The 15,418-nt window shown below is 64.5% G+C and carries 15 protein-coding genes; 13 read left to right on the top strand and 2 right to left on the bottom strand.

Annotated elements, in window-relative coordinates; all coding sequences use genetic code 11:
• Positions 1–12: 12 nt before the first annotated feature.
• On the bottom strand, positions 13–1,752 hold the full coding sequence (locus tag CQ050_RS09695) for a collagen-like triple helix repeat-containing protein (protein ID WP_105556588.1): 1,740 nt from the start codon (positions 1,750–1,752) through the stop codon (positions 13–15).
• Positions 1,753–2,096: 344 nt separating this feature from the next.
• On the bottom strand, positions 2,097–3,806 hold the full coding sequence (locus CQ050_RS09690; RefSeq protein WP_199196771.1) for a ShlB/FhaC/HecB family hemolysin secretion/activation protein: 1,710 nt from the start codon (positions 3,804–3,806) through the stop codon (positions 2,097–2,099).
• Positions 3,807–4,295: 489 nt separating this feature from the next.
• Here CQ050_RS09690 and CQ050_RS09685 point away from each other — a divergent pair, with 489 nt between their 5' ends.
• The 13 genes from CQ050_RS09685 (at position 4,296) to CQ050_RS09625 (ending at position 15,416) form a co-directional block, all read left to right on the top strand.
• Complete coding sequence (locus tag CQ050_RS09685) at positions 4,296–5,126, top strand: MHYT domain-containing protein (protein WP_105556586.1); 831 nt, start codon at positions 4,296–4,298, stop codon at positions 5,124–5,126.
• A 120-nt stretch (positions 5,127–5,246) separates the two neighbouring features.
• A complete protein-coding gene (locus CQ050_RS09680; protein ID WP_105556585.1) occupies positions 5,247–5,429 on the top strand; it encodes a Flp family type IVb pilin in 183 nt (60 codons plus the stop codon).
• A 127-nt stretch (positions 5,430–5,556) separates the two neighbouring features.
• Entirely contained in the window at positions 5,557–6,078 is a 522-nt protein-coding gene (locus tag CQ050_RS09675; protein WP_233213907.1) for a prepilin peptidase, read from the top strand.
• Entirely contained in the window at positions 6,045–6,476 is a 432-nt protein-coding gene (locus CQ050_RS09670; protein ID WP_233213924.1) for a TadE/TadG family type IV pilus assembly protein, read from the top strand. The genes CQ050_RS09675 and CQ050_RS09670 overlap by 34 nt, the downstream gene beginning before the upstream one ends.
• 1 nt (position 6,477) lies before the next feature.
• Positions 6,478–6,969, top strand: a complete 492-nt coding sequence (locus CQ050_RS09665; RefSeq protein ID WP_105556582.1) for a TadE/TadG family type IV pilus assembly protein — start codon at positions 6,478–6,480, stop codon at positions 6,967–6,969.
• Positions 6,966–7,934: a Flp pilus assembly protein CpaB gene (cpaB, locus tag CQ050_RS09660; RefSeq protein WP_105556581.1), complete on the top strand. Its 969-nt coding sequence runs from the start codon at positions 6,966–6,968 to the stop codon at positions 7,932–7,934. The genes CQ050_RS09665 and cpaB overlap by 4 nt, the downstream gene beginning before the upstream one ends.
• Positions 7,935–7,999: 65 nt before the next feature.
• On the top strand, positions 8,000–9,367 hold the full coding sequence (locus tag CQ050_RS09655) for a type II and III secretion system protein family protein (RefSeq protein ID WP_105556580.1): 1,368 nt from the start codon (positions 8,000–8,002) through the stop codon (positions 9,365–9,367).
• The gene (locus CQ050_RS09650; RefSeq protein ID WP_199196770.1) at positions 9,364–10,707 is read left to right on the top strand and encodes a pilus assembly protein CpaE; all 1,344 of its coding nucleotides are present in this window, start codon (positions 9,364–9,366) and stop codon (positions 10,705–10,707) included. The genes CQ050_RS09655 and CQ050_RS09650 overlap by 4 nt, the downstream gene beginning before the upstream one ends.
• A 33-nt stretch (positions 10,708–10,740) precedes the next feature.
• The gene (locus tag CQ050_RS09645; RefSeq protein ID WP_105556578.1) at positions 10,741–12,096 is read left to right on the top strand and encodes a CpaF family protein; all 1,356 of its coding nucleotides are present in this window, start codon (positions 10,741–10,743) and stop codon (positions 12,094–12,096) included.
• Positions 12,096–13,022: a type II secretion system F family protein gene (locus tag CQ050_RS09640; RefSeq protein ID WP_105556577.1), complete on the top strand. Its 927-nt coding sequence runs from the start codon at positions 12,096–12,098 to the stop codon at positions 13,020–13,022. The genes CQ050_RS09645 and CQ050_RS09640 overlap by 1 nt, the downstream gene beginning before the upstream one ends.
• A gap of 13 nt (positions 13,023–13,035) precedes the next feature.
• Positions 13,036–14,034, top strand: coding sequence for a type II secretion system F family protein (locus tag CQ050_RS09635; RefSeq protein ID WP_105556576.1), 999 nt, complete (start codon positions 13,036–13,038; stop codon positions 14,032–14,034).
• A gap of 11 nt (positions 14,035–14,045) precedes the next feature.
• On the top strand, positions 14,046–14,915 hold the full coding sequence (locus tag CQ050_RS09630) for a tetratricopeptide repeat protein (RefSeq protein ID WP_105556632.1): 870 nt from the start codon (positions 14,046–14,048) through the stop codon (positions 14,913–14,915).
• Between the two features lie 21 nt (positions 14,916–14,936).
• On the top strand, positions 14,937–15,416 hold the full coding sequence (locus CQ050_RS09625) for a DUF3613 domain-containing protein (RefSeq protein WP_105556575.1): 480 nt from the start codon (positions 14,937–14,939) through the stop codon (positions 15,414–15,416).
• Positions 15,417–15,418 lie beyond the last annotated feature (2 nt).

Below are 15,418 nucleotides of genomic sequence, written 5' to 3'. Positions count from 1 at the left end.
GGATGTGGTGGTTTACTTCTTGGCCGACAGGCCGCCCAGCAGGCCACCCAACAGGCCGCCGTTCGTCGTGCCGCCGGTGGTCGTCGACGATCCGGTCACGCCGCTCGTCACGCCGCCCAGCAACCCGCCCAGCAAGCCGCCGTTGGTCGTGTCCGCACCGGCTGCGCCACCGGCGCTGGCACCCGCGCTAGCACCCGTGCCCGTGGTCGCGCCGACCGAGACACCGCCAACCACGCCGCCCAGCAAGCCACCCAGCAGGCCGCCGTTGGTCGCGCCGCCCGACGTTCCGGCGGTTGTGCCACCGGTCGCCGCTCCCGTCGTTGCGCCCGTCACGCCCGCCAACAGGCCACCCAGCAGGCCCCCGTTGGCCGTGCCGCCGGTGGTGCCGCCGGTGGCGCCACCGACCGCGCCGGTCACCCCGCCCAGCAAGCCCGTCACGGGCGCCAGCAGACCGCCCACGCCGCCCGCGGCCGGGGTGCCGCCCACGCCGCCCACACCACCGAGAACGCCGGTGATCGGGCTCAGCAAACCGCCCGTGCCGCCGGCGCCGCCCGTCAGGCCGCCGGTCACGCCGCCCAGGCCCAGGCCTGCGGTCAATGAAGCGACCGCGCCCGTGGCGTTCGCCAGCGTCGCGCCCAGCGGGTTCGGATTGGCCGGCGAGGCGTTCAGCAACCCGCCCGCGCTGGCGACGGCGCCACCCAGGCCTTGCAGCACGCCGTTCAGCCCGGCCGTATTGCCCGGCAGCGAAGTGCCGGCCGAAGCCAGCGTGCCACCCAGATTCGACAACAGGCCAGCGACGGGTGCGCCCAGCTTGGTGGTCGCGCCCAGTTGTTGCGTCAGGCCGGTGACCGTGCCAGCCAGCGGGCTGGCCGTGGGGTCAAGCGCGGCGCCAATGCCTGCCAGCGTCGGCTGCAATCCCAGGGGCAAAACGTTATCCACGGTCTTGCCTACGTTGCCCAACGCCGGTTCCAGGATCGGCGTGGACGGGCCACCCAGCACGCCGCCCGTGATGCCGCCAACGGCTTGGGTGACGGGATTCAACAGACCGCCCTGGCCGGAAAGGCCGGCGGTCAAGGCGCCCACGGCACCCGTGGCGTTACCGAGGATCGTCGTGAGCGGTTGCGGATTCGCGGGGTCGGCGTTCAGCAGGCCGCCGGTGCTGGCGACCGTCTTGCCCAAACCATCGACCAGGCCACCCAGGCCGGTACTCAGCCCGCCCGGCAGGCCGGTGCCCTTGACGGTGGTGCCCAAGTCGCTGACCAGGCCGCCCACTTGCTTGGTGACGCCGTCCACGGGTTGGCCCAAGCCGGTCGTGGCGCCCACTTCCTGGGTCAGTCCCACGACGGTATTGACGACGGGCGCCAAGGTGGGGTCCAGCGCTTTGCCCACGCCGCCCAGCGTCGTGTCCAGATTCAAGGGCAAGGTGTTGTCCACGGCACCGCCGGTATTGCCCAACGTGGTTTGCAACAGGCCGGCCGTCACGGGATTGACGGGCGTGTTGGGATCGGTGCCGCCCGGATTCGTCGGATCCGTACCGCCCGGGTTGGTGCCGCCGGGATTAGTGCCGCCAGGATTGGTGCCGCCAGGATTAGTGCCGCCAGGATTGGTCGGAATATCGGTGCCCGGCAGGCCTGCGGACTTCTTGCCGCCGCCGCCGCCTCCGCAAGCAGCCAACGCGCTCATCAGCGCCGCGGCCATGACGGTGGAGGTCAAAATACGTTGAATGCGCTTTGCGTCGACTTTGGTATACATGGCGAGCTCCTGGGTTGGAAGGTCAGGCAATGAAACTGCCCGATACGTCTCTACATGCATAAACCGTGCCAATATTTTGCAGTGGCGCTGTCGTGTCGCTTGTGTTCGCGATTTATCGCTAAAAAAGTCCTTGTATATCAGAGGGATGGCAAGGCATTAAAGGGTTTATACCAATATTGAGAAACCCTCATTTTTGCGACGGCGAAAACCCTGCGAATGTTACGAATGACGGGTTATCGCCCGTTACGTTACGGGCAGCGTTACGTAACGCCACGTGTGGAATAGGCGAAAAAAAAGCGCCTGAGAAAACAGGCGCCGGGCGGTCGGAGAAGACGGCCGTCAGGTCAGAACGCGTCGTAGAACAAGGAATAGTTGGCGTTGAAGCGCACGTTCCGATCATCGCTGACGGGGGCCGAGCCGATGGGCTTGGCCACGTTGAAATCGAATAGATAGTATTTATCGTCCGTGAACCGCAGGCCCAGGGCGACTGAAGACAAATGCCGCTGGTTCAGTTCCTGCAAGCCCTTGTTGTTGTACCAGGTGCGCGCGTAGTCCACCAAGGCATACGGCTGTACGCTCGACAGGTATTCCCAGCCCGTGCCAAAACGGCGGTTCACTTCGGCCGATACGCCGACGCCTTTGTCGCCGCTTTGCTCGCCTTGCGCGTAGCCCATGGCATATCTCCAGCTGCCGAAAGAAACCTGCTCTGACGAAGGCAGGATATTGCTGGAGTATTGGGCGGCTCCTGAAAACGTCAATCCGAACTGCGCCGGCAGCGCAAACGTCTGTTTCGCGTTGAGGTTGTATCGGGTGAAATCCAGGTCAAGGATCGGCGTGGCCGAATACCCGTAATTGGTCGAGATGTCTTTTTTGGCGCCGGCCGCGTCAAACCCCTTGGAAACGCTTGCGGTAACGTCCGTGGTCTTGCTTTCCGACACCTGGATATATCGCAGCTCCATGTTCGCGGCACGGACCCTTGCGTCCTGTTGCAGCCACAGGTCCGAGGTCCGGGAGTCGTACCGGTCCTTGGAATTGGCCGCGTAGACCCCCAGCGTGCCGGTCAAGGACCGCGTGTTGTTCAGCAGGAACGGATAACTGACGCCGACGCCGATGCGGTCGTTTTTTACCCGCCGCTCGAATCCCAGATACTCGATGGCATCGTCCTGGGGTTTGGCGTCGTAGTGATAACCGTCGACCTTGATCGCCAGGCCGTCCGGGCCGATCGGCACGCGGACCTCGCCCATGACGTATTTAACGTCGTCGGTATTGAACGGCACGGATGCGGTCAGTTTCACCTGTTCGCCCAGCGGTGTCAGGCTATTGGTGCCCATATTGACCAGCGGCTGCATGCCGGTGCCAAGATCGGCAATACCGGCCGTGACGCTAACCGGCTGGCGGGTGGCGCTCAGCACCAGTTCCGTCGCACCATCCGCGCGGCGTGGCAGGTCCAGGTTCGGCGTGAACTTCACGCCGGGCACGGTACGCATCAGATTCAACTGGCGTTCCAGCGTGGCCTGCTGCAAAGGCCGGTCTTCTTTCAACGGGCCGGCCAGTGTTTCCAGACGGTCCAGCGCGTTGCCGATATCGCCTTCGATCCGCACGTTGGCGATATAGCCTTCAACGACCGTCACCACCACCAACCCATTGGCGAATGTCTGGTTTTGCACTAGCGCGAACGACAGCGGGTATCCCTTGTCGCGGTATAGCTGGGTGATTTTGTCGACCTGTTGCACCAGTTCGCCCAGGCTGATTTCTTTTCCTGACAACGGCGCAAGGATGCCGGACACCTCGTCAAACGGAATGGCGTGTACGCCGCTAACGTCGAAGTTCAGGGGCACGATGCGTTGCGCCAGCCTGGCTTGCAGCGCCAACTGCTCGGGGGTGGCCGTTTCCACCACGGGGGGCGGTTGTTTGGCGCCGGGCGGTGTTTCCAGCCGCGGAAGCGAGTCTACGGGGTTGCCTCGTAGCGGTCCGTCCGCGCGCACATTCGCACTGAAGGCAAGGGCGCAGATTAGGGTGAGGGTAAGCGGACTTGCCGGGTACGTACGTCTCATGCCTTTTATATCTCTCGTTTCTGCGGGCGCCGTTCTGTCGTGCTCCGATATTAGTTAAATATCGAAAATATTCAGGGACATAACATTAGTAAAAGTGCATCCGTGCGCCGTAGGCGGTATGGTGCCAGTCGCCCTTGATAATGACAATTTATTTCATTGTGACCAATCGGACACGACCAGATAACAACATTGCGAATTGCTTAGGAACCGATGCGTAATCGAAATATCAGGGTTAACTAGCGGTTTTTAATACGATCGATATGAATTTGGGGATATCCGTTACATGTCTGTTGCCTGAGTATCGCGAATATTGGTGTAAACCCTGATGTGTATTAAATGTTAATAGATAAGACTATATAAACGTATCAAAACACATCGATTTTTCAGGCTATCGGGAGTCCACAAGATGGGCGCGTGTGACTGCAGTACTTCTCGGAAAAGCCTGCCGGCGCAACGCCACGATTGCGGACTATTTCACTGGGGCCACGCATGAGCCCGGGTGATGTCGTTCCCCTGTCGTTCCATGCCGGTCTGGTCGCGCTGTCGTTTCTGACCGCGGTATTGGGCTCGTACGTGGCACTGCTCGCCGCGGCGGGCATTCGCACCGAAACGCAGGACGGTGAAATACGGATCGGTTACATCCTCATTGGCGCTGTCGCCATGGGCGGGGTGGGTATCTGGAGCATGCATTTCATTGGCATGCAGGCGCAGAACCTGCCTTTTGAAGTGGGCTACCAGGTTGGCCTGACCATACTCAGTTTCATCGTGGCCGCCGGTTTTTCCGGCTGGGCATTCTGGTATGTCGGCCGCGACCGTTTCACTTTTGGGCGTTGCCTGGTGGGCGGTCTTGCCGCCGGTTTGGGCGTCGCGGCGATGCATTATCTGGGCATGGGCGCCATGCGCATGCCGGCGGTATTGCTTTGGAATTTGCCGATGGTTGTTTTATCGGTGCTTATCGCGGTAATCGCGGCGTCAGCCGCGCTGTGGCTGGCTTTCAATACGCAGAATGAGTTTCAGCGCGGCGGAGCCGCCATTCTGATGGCGATAGCCGTGTGCGGCATGCATTACACCGGCGCTGCCGCCGGTACGGTCATTTGCACAACGCCTCGTGACTATTCCAGTCTGCAAATCGGCGGGCTGATGTTGCCGTATATCGCTTTCGTGCTGTCCGCCGTCACGCTGCTGATCATGCGTTGGCAGTTGCAGCGGGCATCGACTCGCTTTCGCGCCCGCATGGCGCAACGGATCGACTCGTTTATTGAATCGGCGCCGGTGTCGGAGCCTGGCAAGGTGCCAGGGTCCACGCTAGGGCCGGGTTAGCAGGGCCCCGGTTTGCACGCGGGCAAGGAATGCTCCCGCAACGCAGGCAGTTCCGGGCATAGGGGGCTGGTGTCGCATAACGGCGCAGCTCAATTATCAATCGAGTGTCAGGAGCTCGACATGAAAGCGAAACTTGCGCAGTTCTGGAATGACGAAGATGGCATCACTGCCCTGGAATATGGGCTGATTGCTGGGCTGATGGCGGTAGCGATCATCGCTGCAATAGGCTTCTTTACCGGAGGCCTGACCAGTCTGTTCACCGACTTGGGCGCCAAGCTTACCTCCCAAGGCGGGGCCGTTTAACGCCCGGCAAGCCGGTCCATGTCGCGATGGCCCTTTGGGCCATCCGACAGGCAGGCTGCTTGACCTGTTCATGAGTTTTCAGCTGAAACGCTGAAGCCCGGTTTTTGAATTATCGGAAGGTCCCGCCTTGTATCCAGGGGAAGTGTTGTGGTGGCTGCTATTCGCAAGCTGGAGTCTGGTGCTGATCTACAACGATCTGCGCTATCGCCGTGTTCCCAACGCGTTAATCGTCGCGGGGTTCGTGGCACAGCTGCTTTGGTTGGCGGCCGCGTGGGTCATCCCTGGCTGGCTCTACCCGCCCAGATGGACTGGCGGACTCATGGCGCTTGCCGGATTCCTGGCGGCGATTCCATTCCTGTTCTTGTGGAGCCGGCGCCTGATGGGCGCGGGCGACGTCAAAGCCATCGCCATCATCGGGCTGCTTCTGGGGATCGCGCCGCTGATCCTGGTGCTGGTACTGGCGAGCCTGCTGGCCGGCTTGCACAGCTTGCTGGCGCTGATCGCATCGCGGTACCGGGCGCTGTCCCCGCGCGTTCGCCAAATTCCCTATGCCGCCTACCTGGGAGCCGCCGCGCTCAGCGTGGCGTGTATGCCGTTGAATTCGGCTTGGTATTCGTGGTGTTCTTCCTGGTGTTCTACGCCATTCTGACGTACTCGCTGGTGGCGGCCGCACAACAATCCGTGACGCTTGCCGCGCAAGAAGGCGCGCGCAAGATCTTGCAGTGGCAAGAGGGCGTGCCTTCCTCATTGACCACGCGTGCCAATGCCGGACGCGATGCCGCCCTGTATCAGGCGCAATGGATCAGTTCCATGTCGGCTGCCGGCGTCCAGGTGGCGGTCTGCGGCAGCACGGGCGCGCTGAGCAGCTCGGCAGGCGGAGCCTGCAGCGGCCGCGCGCTTGCAGAAGGGCAGGTGGAAGTCACGGTGTCTTACGCCTACGGCGCCCATCCGCTGATTCCGGCGCTGCCGCTGCTGCAGGCGGTGCTGATGCCGGCCTCCGGCGTATTGAGCGCCCGCGCCACGGTGCATCTGAATGGGGAACGCTGATATGGACGCCCACGCCCGGCGCCGCGAAGGCGGTCCTCGACGCTCCCGTCAGCGCGGTATCGCGGCGCTGGAATTTTCGTTGACCTTGATCATGCTGCTGATGTTCATCTGCGGCGTGCTCAGCTTCGCGGTGCTGTTCTGGATGCAACAGCAATTGGCGTCGGCCGCCACAGATGGCGCCCGCGCGGCGGTGTTCGCCCGCTTCAACGGTCAGCCGAATGTGTCGGCGGCAGCGTGCTCGGCCGCGATGAGCGCGTTTTCTTCGGGTTCGGCCGTCGTCTGCGCGACGACCAGTGCGCCATGCGCCTGGAGCGGCTCCGGGGGGCAGCAAGCCAATTGCGCCACCGTCGGGCTGACCTACAACACGCAATCCTGGCCGCTGCTGGCCACCCTGCAGCGCCTGATCACCACGTTGCCCGGAATGGGGCCGAACTGGATTCCTACCCGATTGCATTCGCAAGCCGTTGTTCAGATATCGCAAGGGACACCATGAGCAGTTTGAGCAAGATCGTCGCAGGGTTTTTGTTGGTGGCGGGCCTGGCGCTGGCCTTCGTCGCTTGGCGGCTCGCGTCCGCACCCACCCGTCCGCCGGCAAGCGTCGCGCCCACGGCGTCCGCGCCGGCAGCTGCCGCACCGGTCAAGCTCTATCCGGTCGTCGTGGCCAAAGCGGCGATTCCGGCGGGCTCCAGCATCAACAGCGAGGGCATGCTGAGGGTGGACGAATGGCAGGCGCCGCTATCCGGCGGATACAACGCCGTCGCCGCATTGGAAGGCGCGGTGACGAAGGTCGATATCGCCGCGGGCGATCCGATCCTGCCCAGCTTGCTGGCGCAGGGGCTGGCGCGCCAGTTGAAGGCGGGCGAGCGCGCCGTGGCGATCGCGGTGGATGAAGTGATCGGTGGCGGCAACCGCGTCGCGCCCGGCGACTGGGTGGACGTGTTCTTCATGATCGAAAAGGGTCAGGAAGTGCCTGGCGGCCAGTCGCGGCTGCTGCAATCCCAGGTGCGCGTGTTGGCGTATGGCAAGGATTCCGTGGACGGGCCCGAGAAGGGCTCGGTGGCGCAGCCGGGCGTGCCCGCCCAGTCGGCGCAGCCCGCCAAGACCGCCGTGCTGGCCGTGCCGGTGGAGCACGTGAATGAACTGATATTGGCCAGCCGTTCCGGCCGCCTGCAATTGGCGCTGCGCCCGTTGAACGACGACAGCGTGCCCGATACGCAATTGTTCGCCCAGCGCGGCACGGTGTTGCCGACGCGCGCGGATTTGACGCCGGAGCAGCGCGAAGCGCTCAAGCAGGGACCGAACCGCGCGTTCGCCGGTGAAAGCCTGGTGCAGCTTGACGGAACGACGACTGCCGCGCGAGTTCCCACGGCGCCGGTGCGTGGCGCGAATTCCGGCGGGGGCGGCGGCAGGACGGTAGAGATCTTGCGCGGAGACAAATCCGAACGTGTCCGTTATTGAACGTGGCTCCGCGCGGCTTGGCGCCGCGTGTGGCCGGACTCTCTCTTATGACTAGATTCAGCACAATGAAGAACACTCAGCGCACCACCTTGATCTGCGTCCTGTCGGCGGCAGCGGCGATGTCCTGCGGGGGCCTCGCCGCCGCGCAGACCGCGGCGTCCGCGCCCGGCTCGAATGCGCCGGCGCCGGCCCGTGATCTTGCGTTGTCGGTGAAGGGGCAGCAGACGCTGTTGCTGGACGGCGCCGCTCCGTCCCGCATCGCCATCGGCGACCCTGACGTCGCTGACGTGAAAGTCCTGCCCGCCTCGGGCAAGCGCGCAGGCACGATACTGGTCTATGGCAAGAAGGCGGGTACGACACAGTTGCAGATATGGAGCGGCAATAATGCGGCGCCGCAGGTGTGGAACGTGCGCGTGGGCGGCAGCGTCCAGGGCGCACTGGCCACGCGCGGCATCGCCGGCGGCGCCAATGTGGACATCGCCGGGGACCGGGCCGTCGTGTCCGGCCATGCCGAGACCCCGATGGGGCAGGTGGCCTCGGCGGCCATCGCGGCCTCCGCGGTGGGCGGGGAAAAGAACGTCGTCGACGTGTCTTCCGCCGGCACCAGCGGCATTGTGCAGGTCGAGGTCAAGGTCGTCGAGGTGTCGCGCTCGGTGATGAAAGAGGCGGGCATCAACTGGAGCGCTGGCGGCAGCGGCCCCTGGAGCGCATCAAACAACCTGATTTCGTCCAACTTCGCGACGGCGACATCCGGATTCTCGTTGTTCTACGACACCAATAATTTCAGCGCCAGACTGCGTCTGCTGCAGACCAATGGCATGGCACGCGTGCTGGCCGAGCCCACGCTGGTAGCCATGACCGGGCAGAGCGCCAGCTTTCTGGCAGGCGGTGAATTGCCTATTCCTGAAGCCGGCGGGCTGGGGACGGTGTCGGTCACGTTCAAGCCGTTCGGTATCGGCTTGACGGTCACGCCCACGGTGCTGTCGCGCGACCGCATTTCGCTGAAAGTGGCGCCCGAGGCCAGCGAGCTGGACTACAACAATGGCATCCGTCTGAACAGCGGCACGGACTATAGCGCGATCATCCCGGCGTTGCGCACCCGCCGCGCCGACACGACCGTTGAATTGGGCGATGGCGAAAGCTTCGTGATCAGCGGCCTGGTTTCGCGCCAGACCAAAGCCATGGTCAGCAAGGTGCCCTTGCTGGGCGACCTGCCGATCATCGGCTCGTTCTTCCGCAGTCTCGACTACTCGCAAGAGGAAACGGAATTGGTCATCGTCGTGACGCCGCGCCTGGTTCGCCCCATTGCACGCGGGGTGAATCTGCCCTTGCCGGGCGACAAGCAAGAGCGTGCCGATAACGGCTTCAACGCCTGGGGCTACTACCTTACGGGGCCCATGGGCGGCCAGCAAATGCCGGGTTTTTCGCGGTGAACAATATGAAGACACATGCAAGCGAGTGGGTTGGTCTGCAAAACAGCAAGCGATTTTTATTTTGCTCCAAGGGGGCGGATGTCGCGGTGCAATTGGGGCAGGCGCTGGGCGAAATGGGGATGCTGACCCAGGAGTCGCCCAGTACGGAAGAACTGGCGCGGCGTCTGGCGGAAATTTCGCCGCAGGTGGTGTTCCTGGATTTCACGCTAAGCGAAGACGAACCCGGCAAGCTGTTCAAGTCCGCTGAATTGGCGCGTCTGCTGGCGCGCATCGCCCCCACGCTGCCGCGCGTCGCGGTCGGCCTTTTGAGTCAGCCCGAGGGCGCCATTGCCGCGCTTCGCGCGGGGGTCAGCGATTTTGTCGACCCCACGATCGCACCCCAGGAAATCAAGGACATCGTGCTGCGGCTGCTGGACGCCCAGGCGGACGGTGGACGCGCGGACGGGTCGCGGCGCAGCGTCTTGCTGCTGGGCGCGCGCCCCGGGGTGGGCGCCAGCACCTTGGCCGTGCACTTGGCCCACATGGCCCAAGACCGTCTTAAGCAGGCACACGGGGCACGGGCCGTGGCCAGTGGCGGCAAAGGCGCCAAGGCGGCAGCGGCCGAGCCGGGCGCTTCGCTGCCCCTGTCCAGCCGCGTCGCGCTGATGGACCTGGGCTGGCCCGTGGGCGATTGCCAGCTTTATCTGAACATCGGCGGTGAGTTCGATTTCTCGGAGGCGGCGCGCAACCTGCGCCGTCTGGATCCCACGTTGCTGGCTTCGGCCATGCCGCATACGGCCAACGGCCTCAGCGTGTTGTCGCTGCCGCGTGATCTGGGCCTGATGCGCGATGTTTCGCAATCTGATTCGCTGCTGGTGTTCGAACGCATGCGCCAGCATTTCGGTGTGGTGGTCGCCGATTCGGGCGGCTTCACGAATCCGGAATTCGTGGCCGGCCTGGCGCGCGCATCGGAACAGAACTGGATCGTGACCGACCAAAGCGTCGGCGCCCTGGTTTCGCTGGCCGGGTTGCTGCAAGAGCTTGAGCAAATGCATGTGGACCGCCGCAGCCTGGGTCTGATCGTCAACCGGTATGACGAACGCTACGGCATGACCGCGCAGCAGATCGCCGAGCGCTTCCAGCTGGAACTGGTGGGCACGTTGCCGGACCGCACGCTGGCCTTGATGGTCTGCACCAATCAGGGCCATCTGCTGCATGAGGACGCCGAGCGCGATATCTACGTGCGCGCGGTGCAGACGCTGGTGGAAAAGCTGGGGGCGGAAGAAAGCACGCCCGGTGGGCGGGCAAGCTGGCTGGCCACCTGGCTGCCCGGCGTGCATCGCCGTATGGTCGTCGGTTAACGCAACGACGCAAGGACTGCAACGGAAGCCGACATGATCATGACAGCGACGATAGAGTTTGGCGGTGATGGCGACAAGGGGTTCTCGGCGTCGAACCGCTTCCAGGAAGTGAAGACGGCGGCGTACGAGCACCTGCTCTCGCGTATCGAGGAATTGGGCGCGGAGTTCGGCCGGTGGGCGCGGTCCGCGATCCAGGAATTCGTCGATATCGAGGTCGCGAGTTTCGTGCGCCTGCGCAGGGTGCCGATCAACGAAAGCGAAATGCGGCAGATCGCGGAGGCCCTGACCAAGGAATTGGCAGGCCTGGGGCCGCTGGAAGACTTGCTGGCCGACCCGGCGGTCGAAGACATCCTGATCAACGGCTACGACAACGTGTTCGTGTCGCGCCGTGGCGTGCTGGCCCGCGAAACGCTACGGTTCACCGATAACCAGCATGTGCTGCGCATCGTGCGGCGCATCCTGGCGCCGATCGGCCGCCGCCTGGACGAATCCAGTCCCATGGTGGATGCGCGGCTGCCCGACGGTGGCCGCCTGAACGTGGTGATCGAGCCGCTGGCCGTCGATGGGCCGATGGTGTCGATCCGCAAGTTCCGCCAAGACCCGCTCAAGCCCGCGGACCTGCTGACCTTGGGCTCGTTCGACGAAGAGATCTACCGGCTGCTGCATGAAGCGGTCAAGAACCGCTGCAATGTGCTGGTGTCTGGCGGCACCAGCTCCGGCAAGACGTCGCTACTCAATGCGCTGGCGTTTTTCATCCCGGAAACGGAACGCGTCGTCACCGTGGAAGACACCGCGGAACTTTCGCTGAACCACCCGCACGTGGTGCGGCTGGAATCGCGCCAGGGCGGTTTCGACGGCAGCGGCGCGGTCAGTATTCGCGAGCTGATCCGCAACAGCCTTCGGATGCGCCCGGACCGCGTCGTGGTGGGCGAAGTGCGCGGCGCCGAAGTCATGGACATGCTGCAGGCGATGAACACGGGCCACGAAGGGTCGATGGCGACGATTCACGCGAACTCTCCGCGCGAATGCCTGTACCGGATCGAGATGCTGGCCGGCTTTGCCGGGTTCCAGGGAAGCGAGGACAGCTTGCGCAGGCAGATCGCCAGTGCGCTGGATTTCATCGTGCAGATCGGGCGCCTGTCCAACGGCAAGCGCCGCGTGCTGTCGGTGACCGAGGTCACCGGCATGGGCGACAACGTGATTTCCACGCAGGAACTCTATCGCCACGAGACCTTCACGACACCCGAGGGTGAAGAGAAGGACCGCTGGAATTGGCTGGGCATCCACCCCCACACGCCCAAGCTTGCCAAGATGCGCACCGAAGCGCGCGCCAACGATTCCGCGCCGGGCGATACCGACGGCGGCGGATTCTGGAGCCGGAGGCGCTGATGATGCAAGCCCTGGTGCTGGGATGCCTGGCTTTGGTGCTGGCGATCGGCGCGGTGCTGCTGTGGCGCCATGCCGACAGCGGCGCCCGCCGGGCGGCGAGCTCGTCCTTCCTGGAAAACCAATTGAACCGGGGGCGCGACGCGTCTTCCAAGCCGGTTCCGATCTTCGAAAGCGCGCGGGCCGTGCGCAGCGGCCTGCCTGGATGGGACCGCTTGCTGTTGCTGGCGGGCGTGCGCCAAAGCGCCGGGCTTTACGTGCGGCTTGCGGTGCCCCTGGTGGGCCTGGCAACGCTGGCGTGGCTGACCTTGGGCGTCGTGTCGGGCATCGTGACGCTGCTGCTCGTGGCTATCCTGGAGTACTTCCTGCTGTGGCTGCGCGCCGACAAGCGCCAGCGCCGGATGATCTCGCAATTACCGGCGTTCCTGGACAACATCGTCCGCCTGATCACGATCGGCAACAGCATGGGCGCCGCGTTCCAGACGGCGTCGGCCACCACCGATGAACCGTTGCGCGAGGTCGTGGAAATGGCCGCCAGCCTGAGCCGGTCCGCCAAGGAACTGGATGCTGCCCTGGTGCACGTGTCCCGCCTGTATGGGCTGAAAGAGCTTTACATGGTGGCCGCCGTGGTGTCGCTGGCAATGCGGTTCGGCGGCCGCAGCGACCAGGTGCTCGAGCGCATGGCTGCCTTCATGCGCGACGTGGCGCAGGCACGCAATGAACTGTCGGCAAGTTCGGCCGAGATCCGTCTGTCCGCCTGGGTGCTGGCGCTGCTGCCGGTCGGGATCGGGGGCTTCATCATGCTGACGAACAACGATCTTTTCATGAATCTGTGGCGCGACCCGGCCGGATTCAAGATGCTGGTGACCGCCGTTGTCCTGCAGATCGTCGGCAGCTATTGGCTGTACCGCATGGCCAAGTCCATTTGATGGGAGCGGCGAGATGAATATTCTGAACTCGTGGAGCGTCTCCTCCGTGCTGGCGATGGGGCTGATGCTGATCGCAGCGGCCATGTTGGTGCTGGGCGTCGGCATCGTTCGCCGGCTGCGTGGCCAAAGCAGAACCCGGCGGATCGTGGACCATGCGCTGGCGTCGCGGCAGATGGGCGGCGCGGCGGCGTCGGCGTTGCCGGCGCAGGACGGGCAGGGCAGGTTCGCGGCCGCCACGCGCGCGGCCGACTCGTTCGGCAAGCGCCTCAGCGAGGGCCGGTTGGCCGAAGCCCTGTTGGCCGCCGAAGATCGCAAGCTGGTGGATCTTGCTGGTTACGCCGATGCGGCAACCGCAAGGTCGCGGTTCGTCGTGTTCCGGTTCGGCCTGGCGATCCTGCTGCCCGTCGCCGCGGTGACGCTGGGCATCCGCTACCACTACGTCGATTCCCTGTCGGGAATGCTGCTCGCGGCGTTCCTGGGCTTTGCCGTCGGCTACATGCTGCCCAAGTGGTTCGTGCGACGGCGCGTGGCGAAACGCCGCCGCATGGCCGCGGACGAACTGCCGTTGCTGATTGACCTGTTGCGTTTGCTGCAGGGCGTGGGACTGTCGATCGATCAGAGCATGCAGGTGCTGGTGACGGAGTTCGGGCAGGTGCTGCCGGTGCTGTCGCAGGAATTGCGCCTGGCCTCCGAACTCTACGTGCGGGGCCGCACCCGTGAGCAATCGCTGGCGCGGCTGGCTGCCGGATTCGACAACGACGACCTCTCCGCCATCTGTCGCCTGATCGCGCAGGTGGATCAGCATGGCGGGGCGGTGCAAGAGCCGCTGAACCGCTTCGGCGAAAGGCTGCGGGATTCGCGGCGCCTTGAATTGAAAGAAAAAGTGGGCAAGACCACGGTCAAGATGACGGGAGTCATGATCGTGACCTTGCTGCCCGCGCTGCTGATCGTTACCGGCGGATCGGGGTTCGTGGCAGTGATACGCGCGATGTCGCGCATGGGGGGGACGTGATGGCGGGCGCTATGGAAAGTCGGCAGGGCGCATTGCGCTGGACCCTTTTAGCCGCGGCGTTATCCGTGGCCGCGGGATTGAGCGGATGCAAGACCAACAGTGCGGAAACTGCGTGGCAGTTGATGCAGCAACAGCAGCAGGATCAAGCGCTTGCCCGTCAGAAAGAGGAAGAGGCAGAGGGCCGGCGGCGGCCCAAGGAACCGGAGATGATGCTCTCGCTGATTGCCGAGGCGCAGCGCCAGGAACGCTATTTCGCGTCACTGGCGTATATCGAGGCGTTTCAGCAGAAATTCGGCAACGACAGCCGGGTGGCCGTGATGCGGGCGGATGCCCTGCGCCAGACCGGCCAGACCGCGCTAAGCGAGCAAGCCTACCGCGCGTTGACCCGCGGCGAGCAGGCGGCTGACGGGTGGCATGGCCTGGGTCTTATCGCAGGCGGCCGCGGCCAGTTCGATCAGGCAGTCGATGATTTTTCCCGCGCGGCCAGGCTGGCCCCCATGAACGCGAGATTCCTCGGCGATCTTGGCTATGCGCGGTTGCGTGCCGGTGACGTGGATGGCGCCCGGGTGCCGCTTGGCCAGGCGGCCGAGCTGGCGCCGGAGAACGGCAAGGTGCTGGCCAACATGGCGGTGCTGCTGCTGGTCGAGGGCGATTCGGTCAAGGCCCAGCAATTGATGGATCGGGCGCAGCTTGGCGAAGACGCTCGCGGCCAGGTTCTGCGTCTGGCCTCCGAGATCCGGGGCCATCGCGCGCCGGCCGCCATGCCGTCGGCCGCGGTGCCCGGTGGCACGCCTATGCGCGTATCCAGCGGCGAGGGTGCCGTGATGCCCATGATGAGTCCGTTGATGGATGGCCTGGGCAATGGGCCCATCGTGCGTTAACTCCGTGTTCAGGAAACTCTTATGTCTCAACCTCGTTTGACTCGTTCGTTCACCCTGGCGCTGGCGTTTGCGGCGCTGGCTCCCCTGGCCGCCCAGGCCCAGTCGAACGCGCCGCTGACCGGAAATACGCCGGCTGGCGGGGCGGCGGCGGTAGCGCCGCAATCCGCGCCACCGCCCGCGGCGGCCTTGCCGACCCGGCCCGTGGTGCAACAAGTACAGACGTCGATGCCGCAGGCGGATGCCGCGCCCGCGGCCGCGCAAACCGCAGCGCCGGCGGCGGCGCAATCCACTGCGCAACCGGCTGCCGCCGAGGTCAGGGAAGGCTTTGGCGATGTGACGCGGGGCTTGTTGGCGGCCCAGGCCGACGGCCGTCGCGCCGGCGGCGCGCTGCCGATACTGGGGCCGGTCTCGTCCGCGGCCTGGACCCGTTACGTGGACAGCTTCCGGCAGCCGATCCCGGAGTGGTTCCAGAAGCGGGTGGAAACCAGGAACACGAATTAAGG

Origin of the sequence: Achromobacter sp. MYb9 (assembly GCF_002975275.1) — a bacterium.
GTDB lineage: Bacteria > Pseudomonadota > Gammaproteobacteria > Burkholderiales > Burkholderiaceae_B > Achromobacter.
The sequence above is the reverse complement of the archived record's forward strand: the minus strand, read 5'-3'. Positions and strand labels throughout refer to the sequence as shown.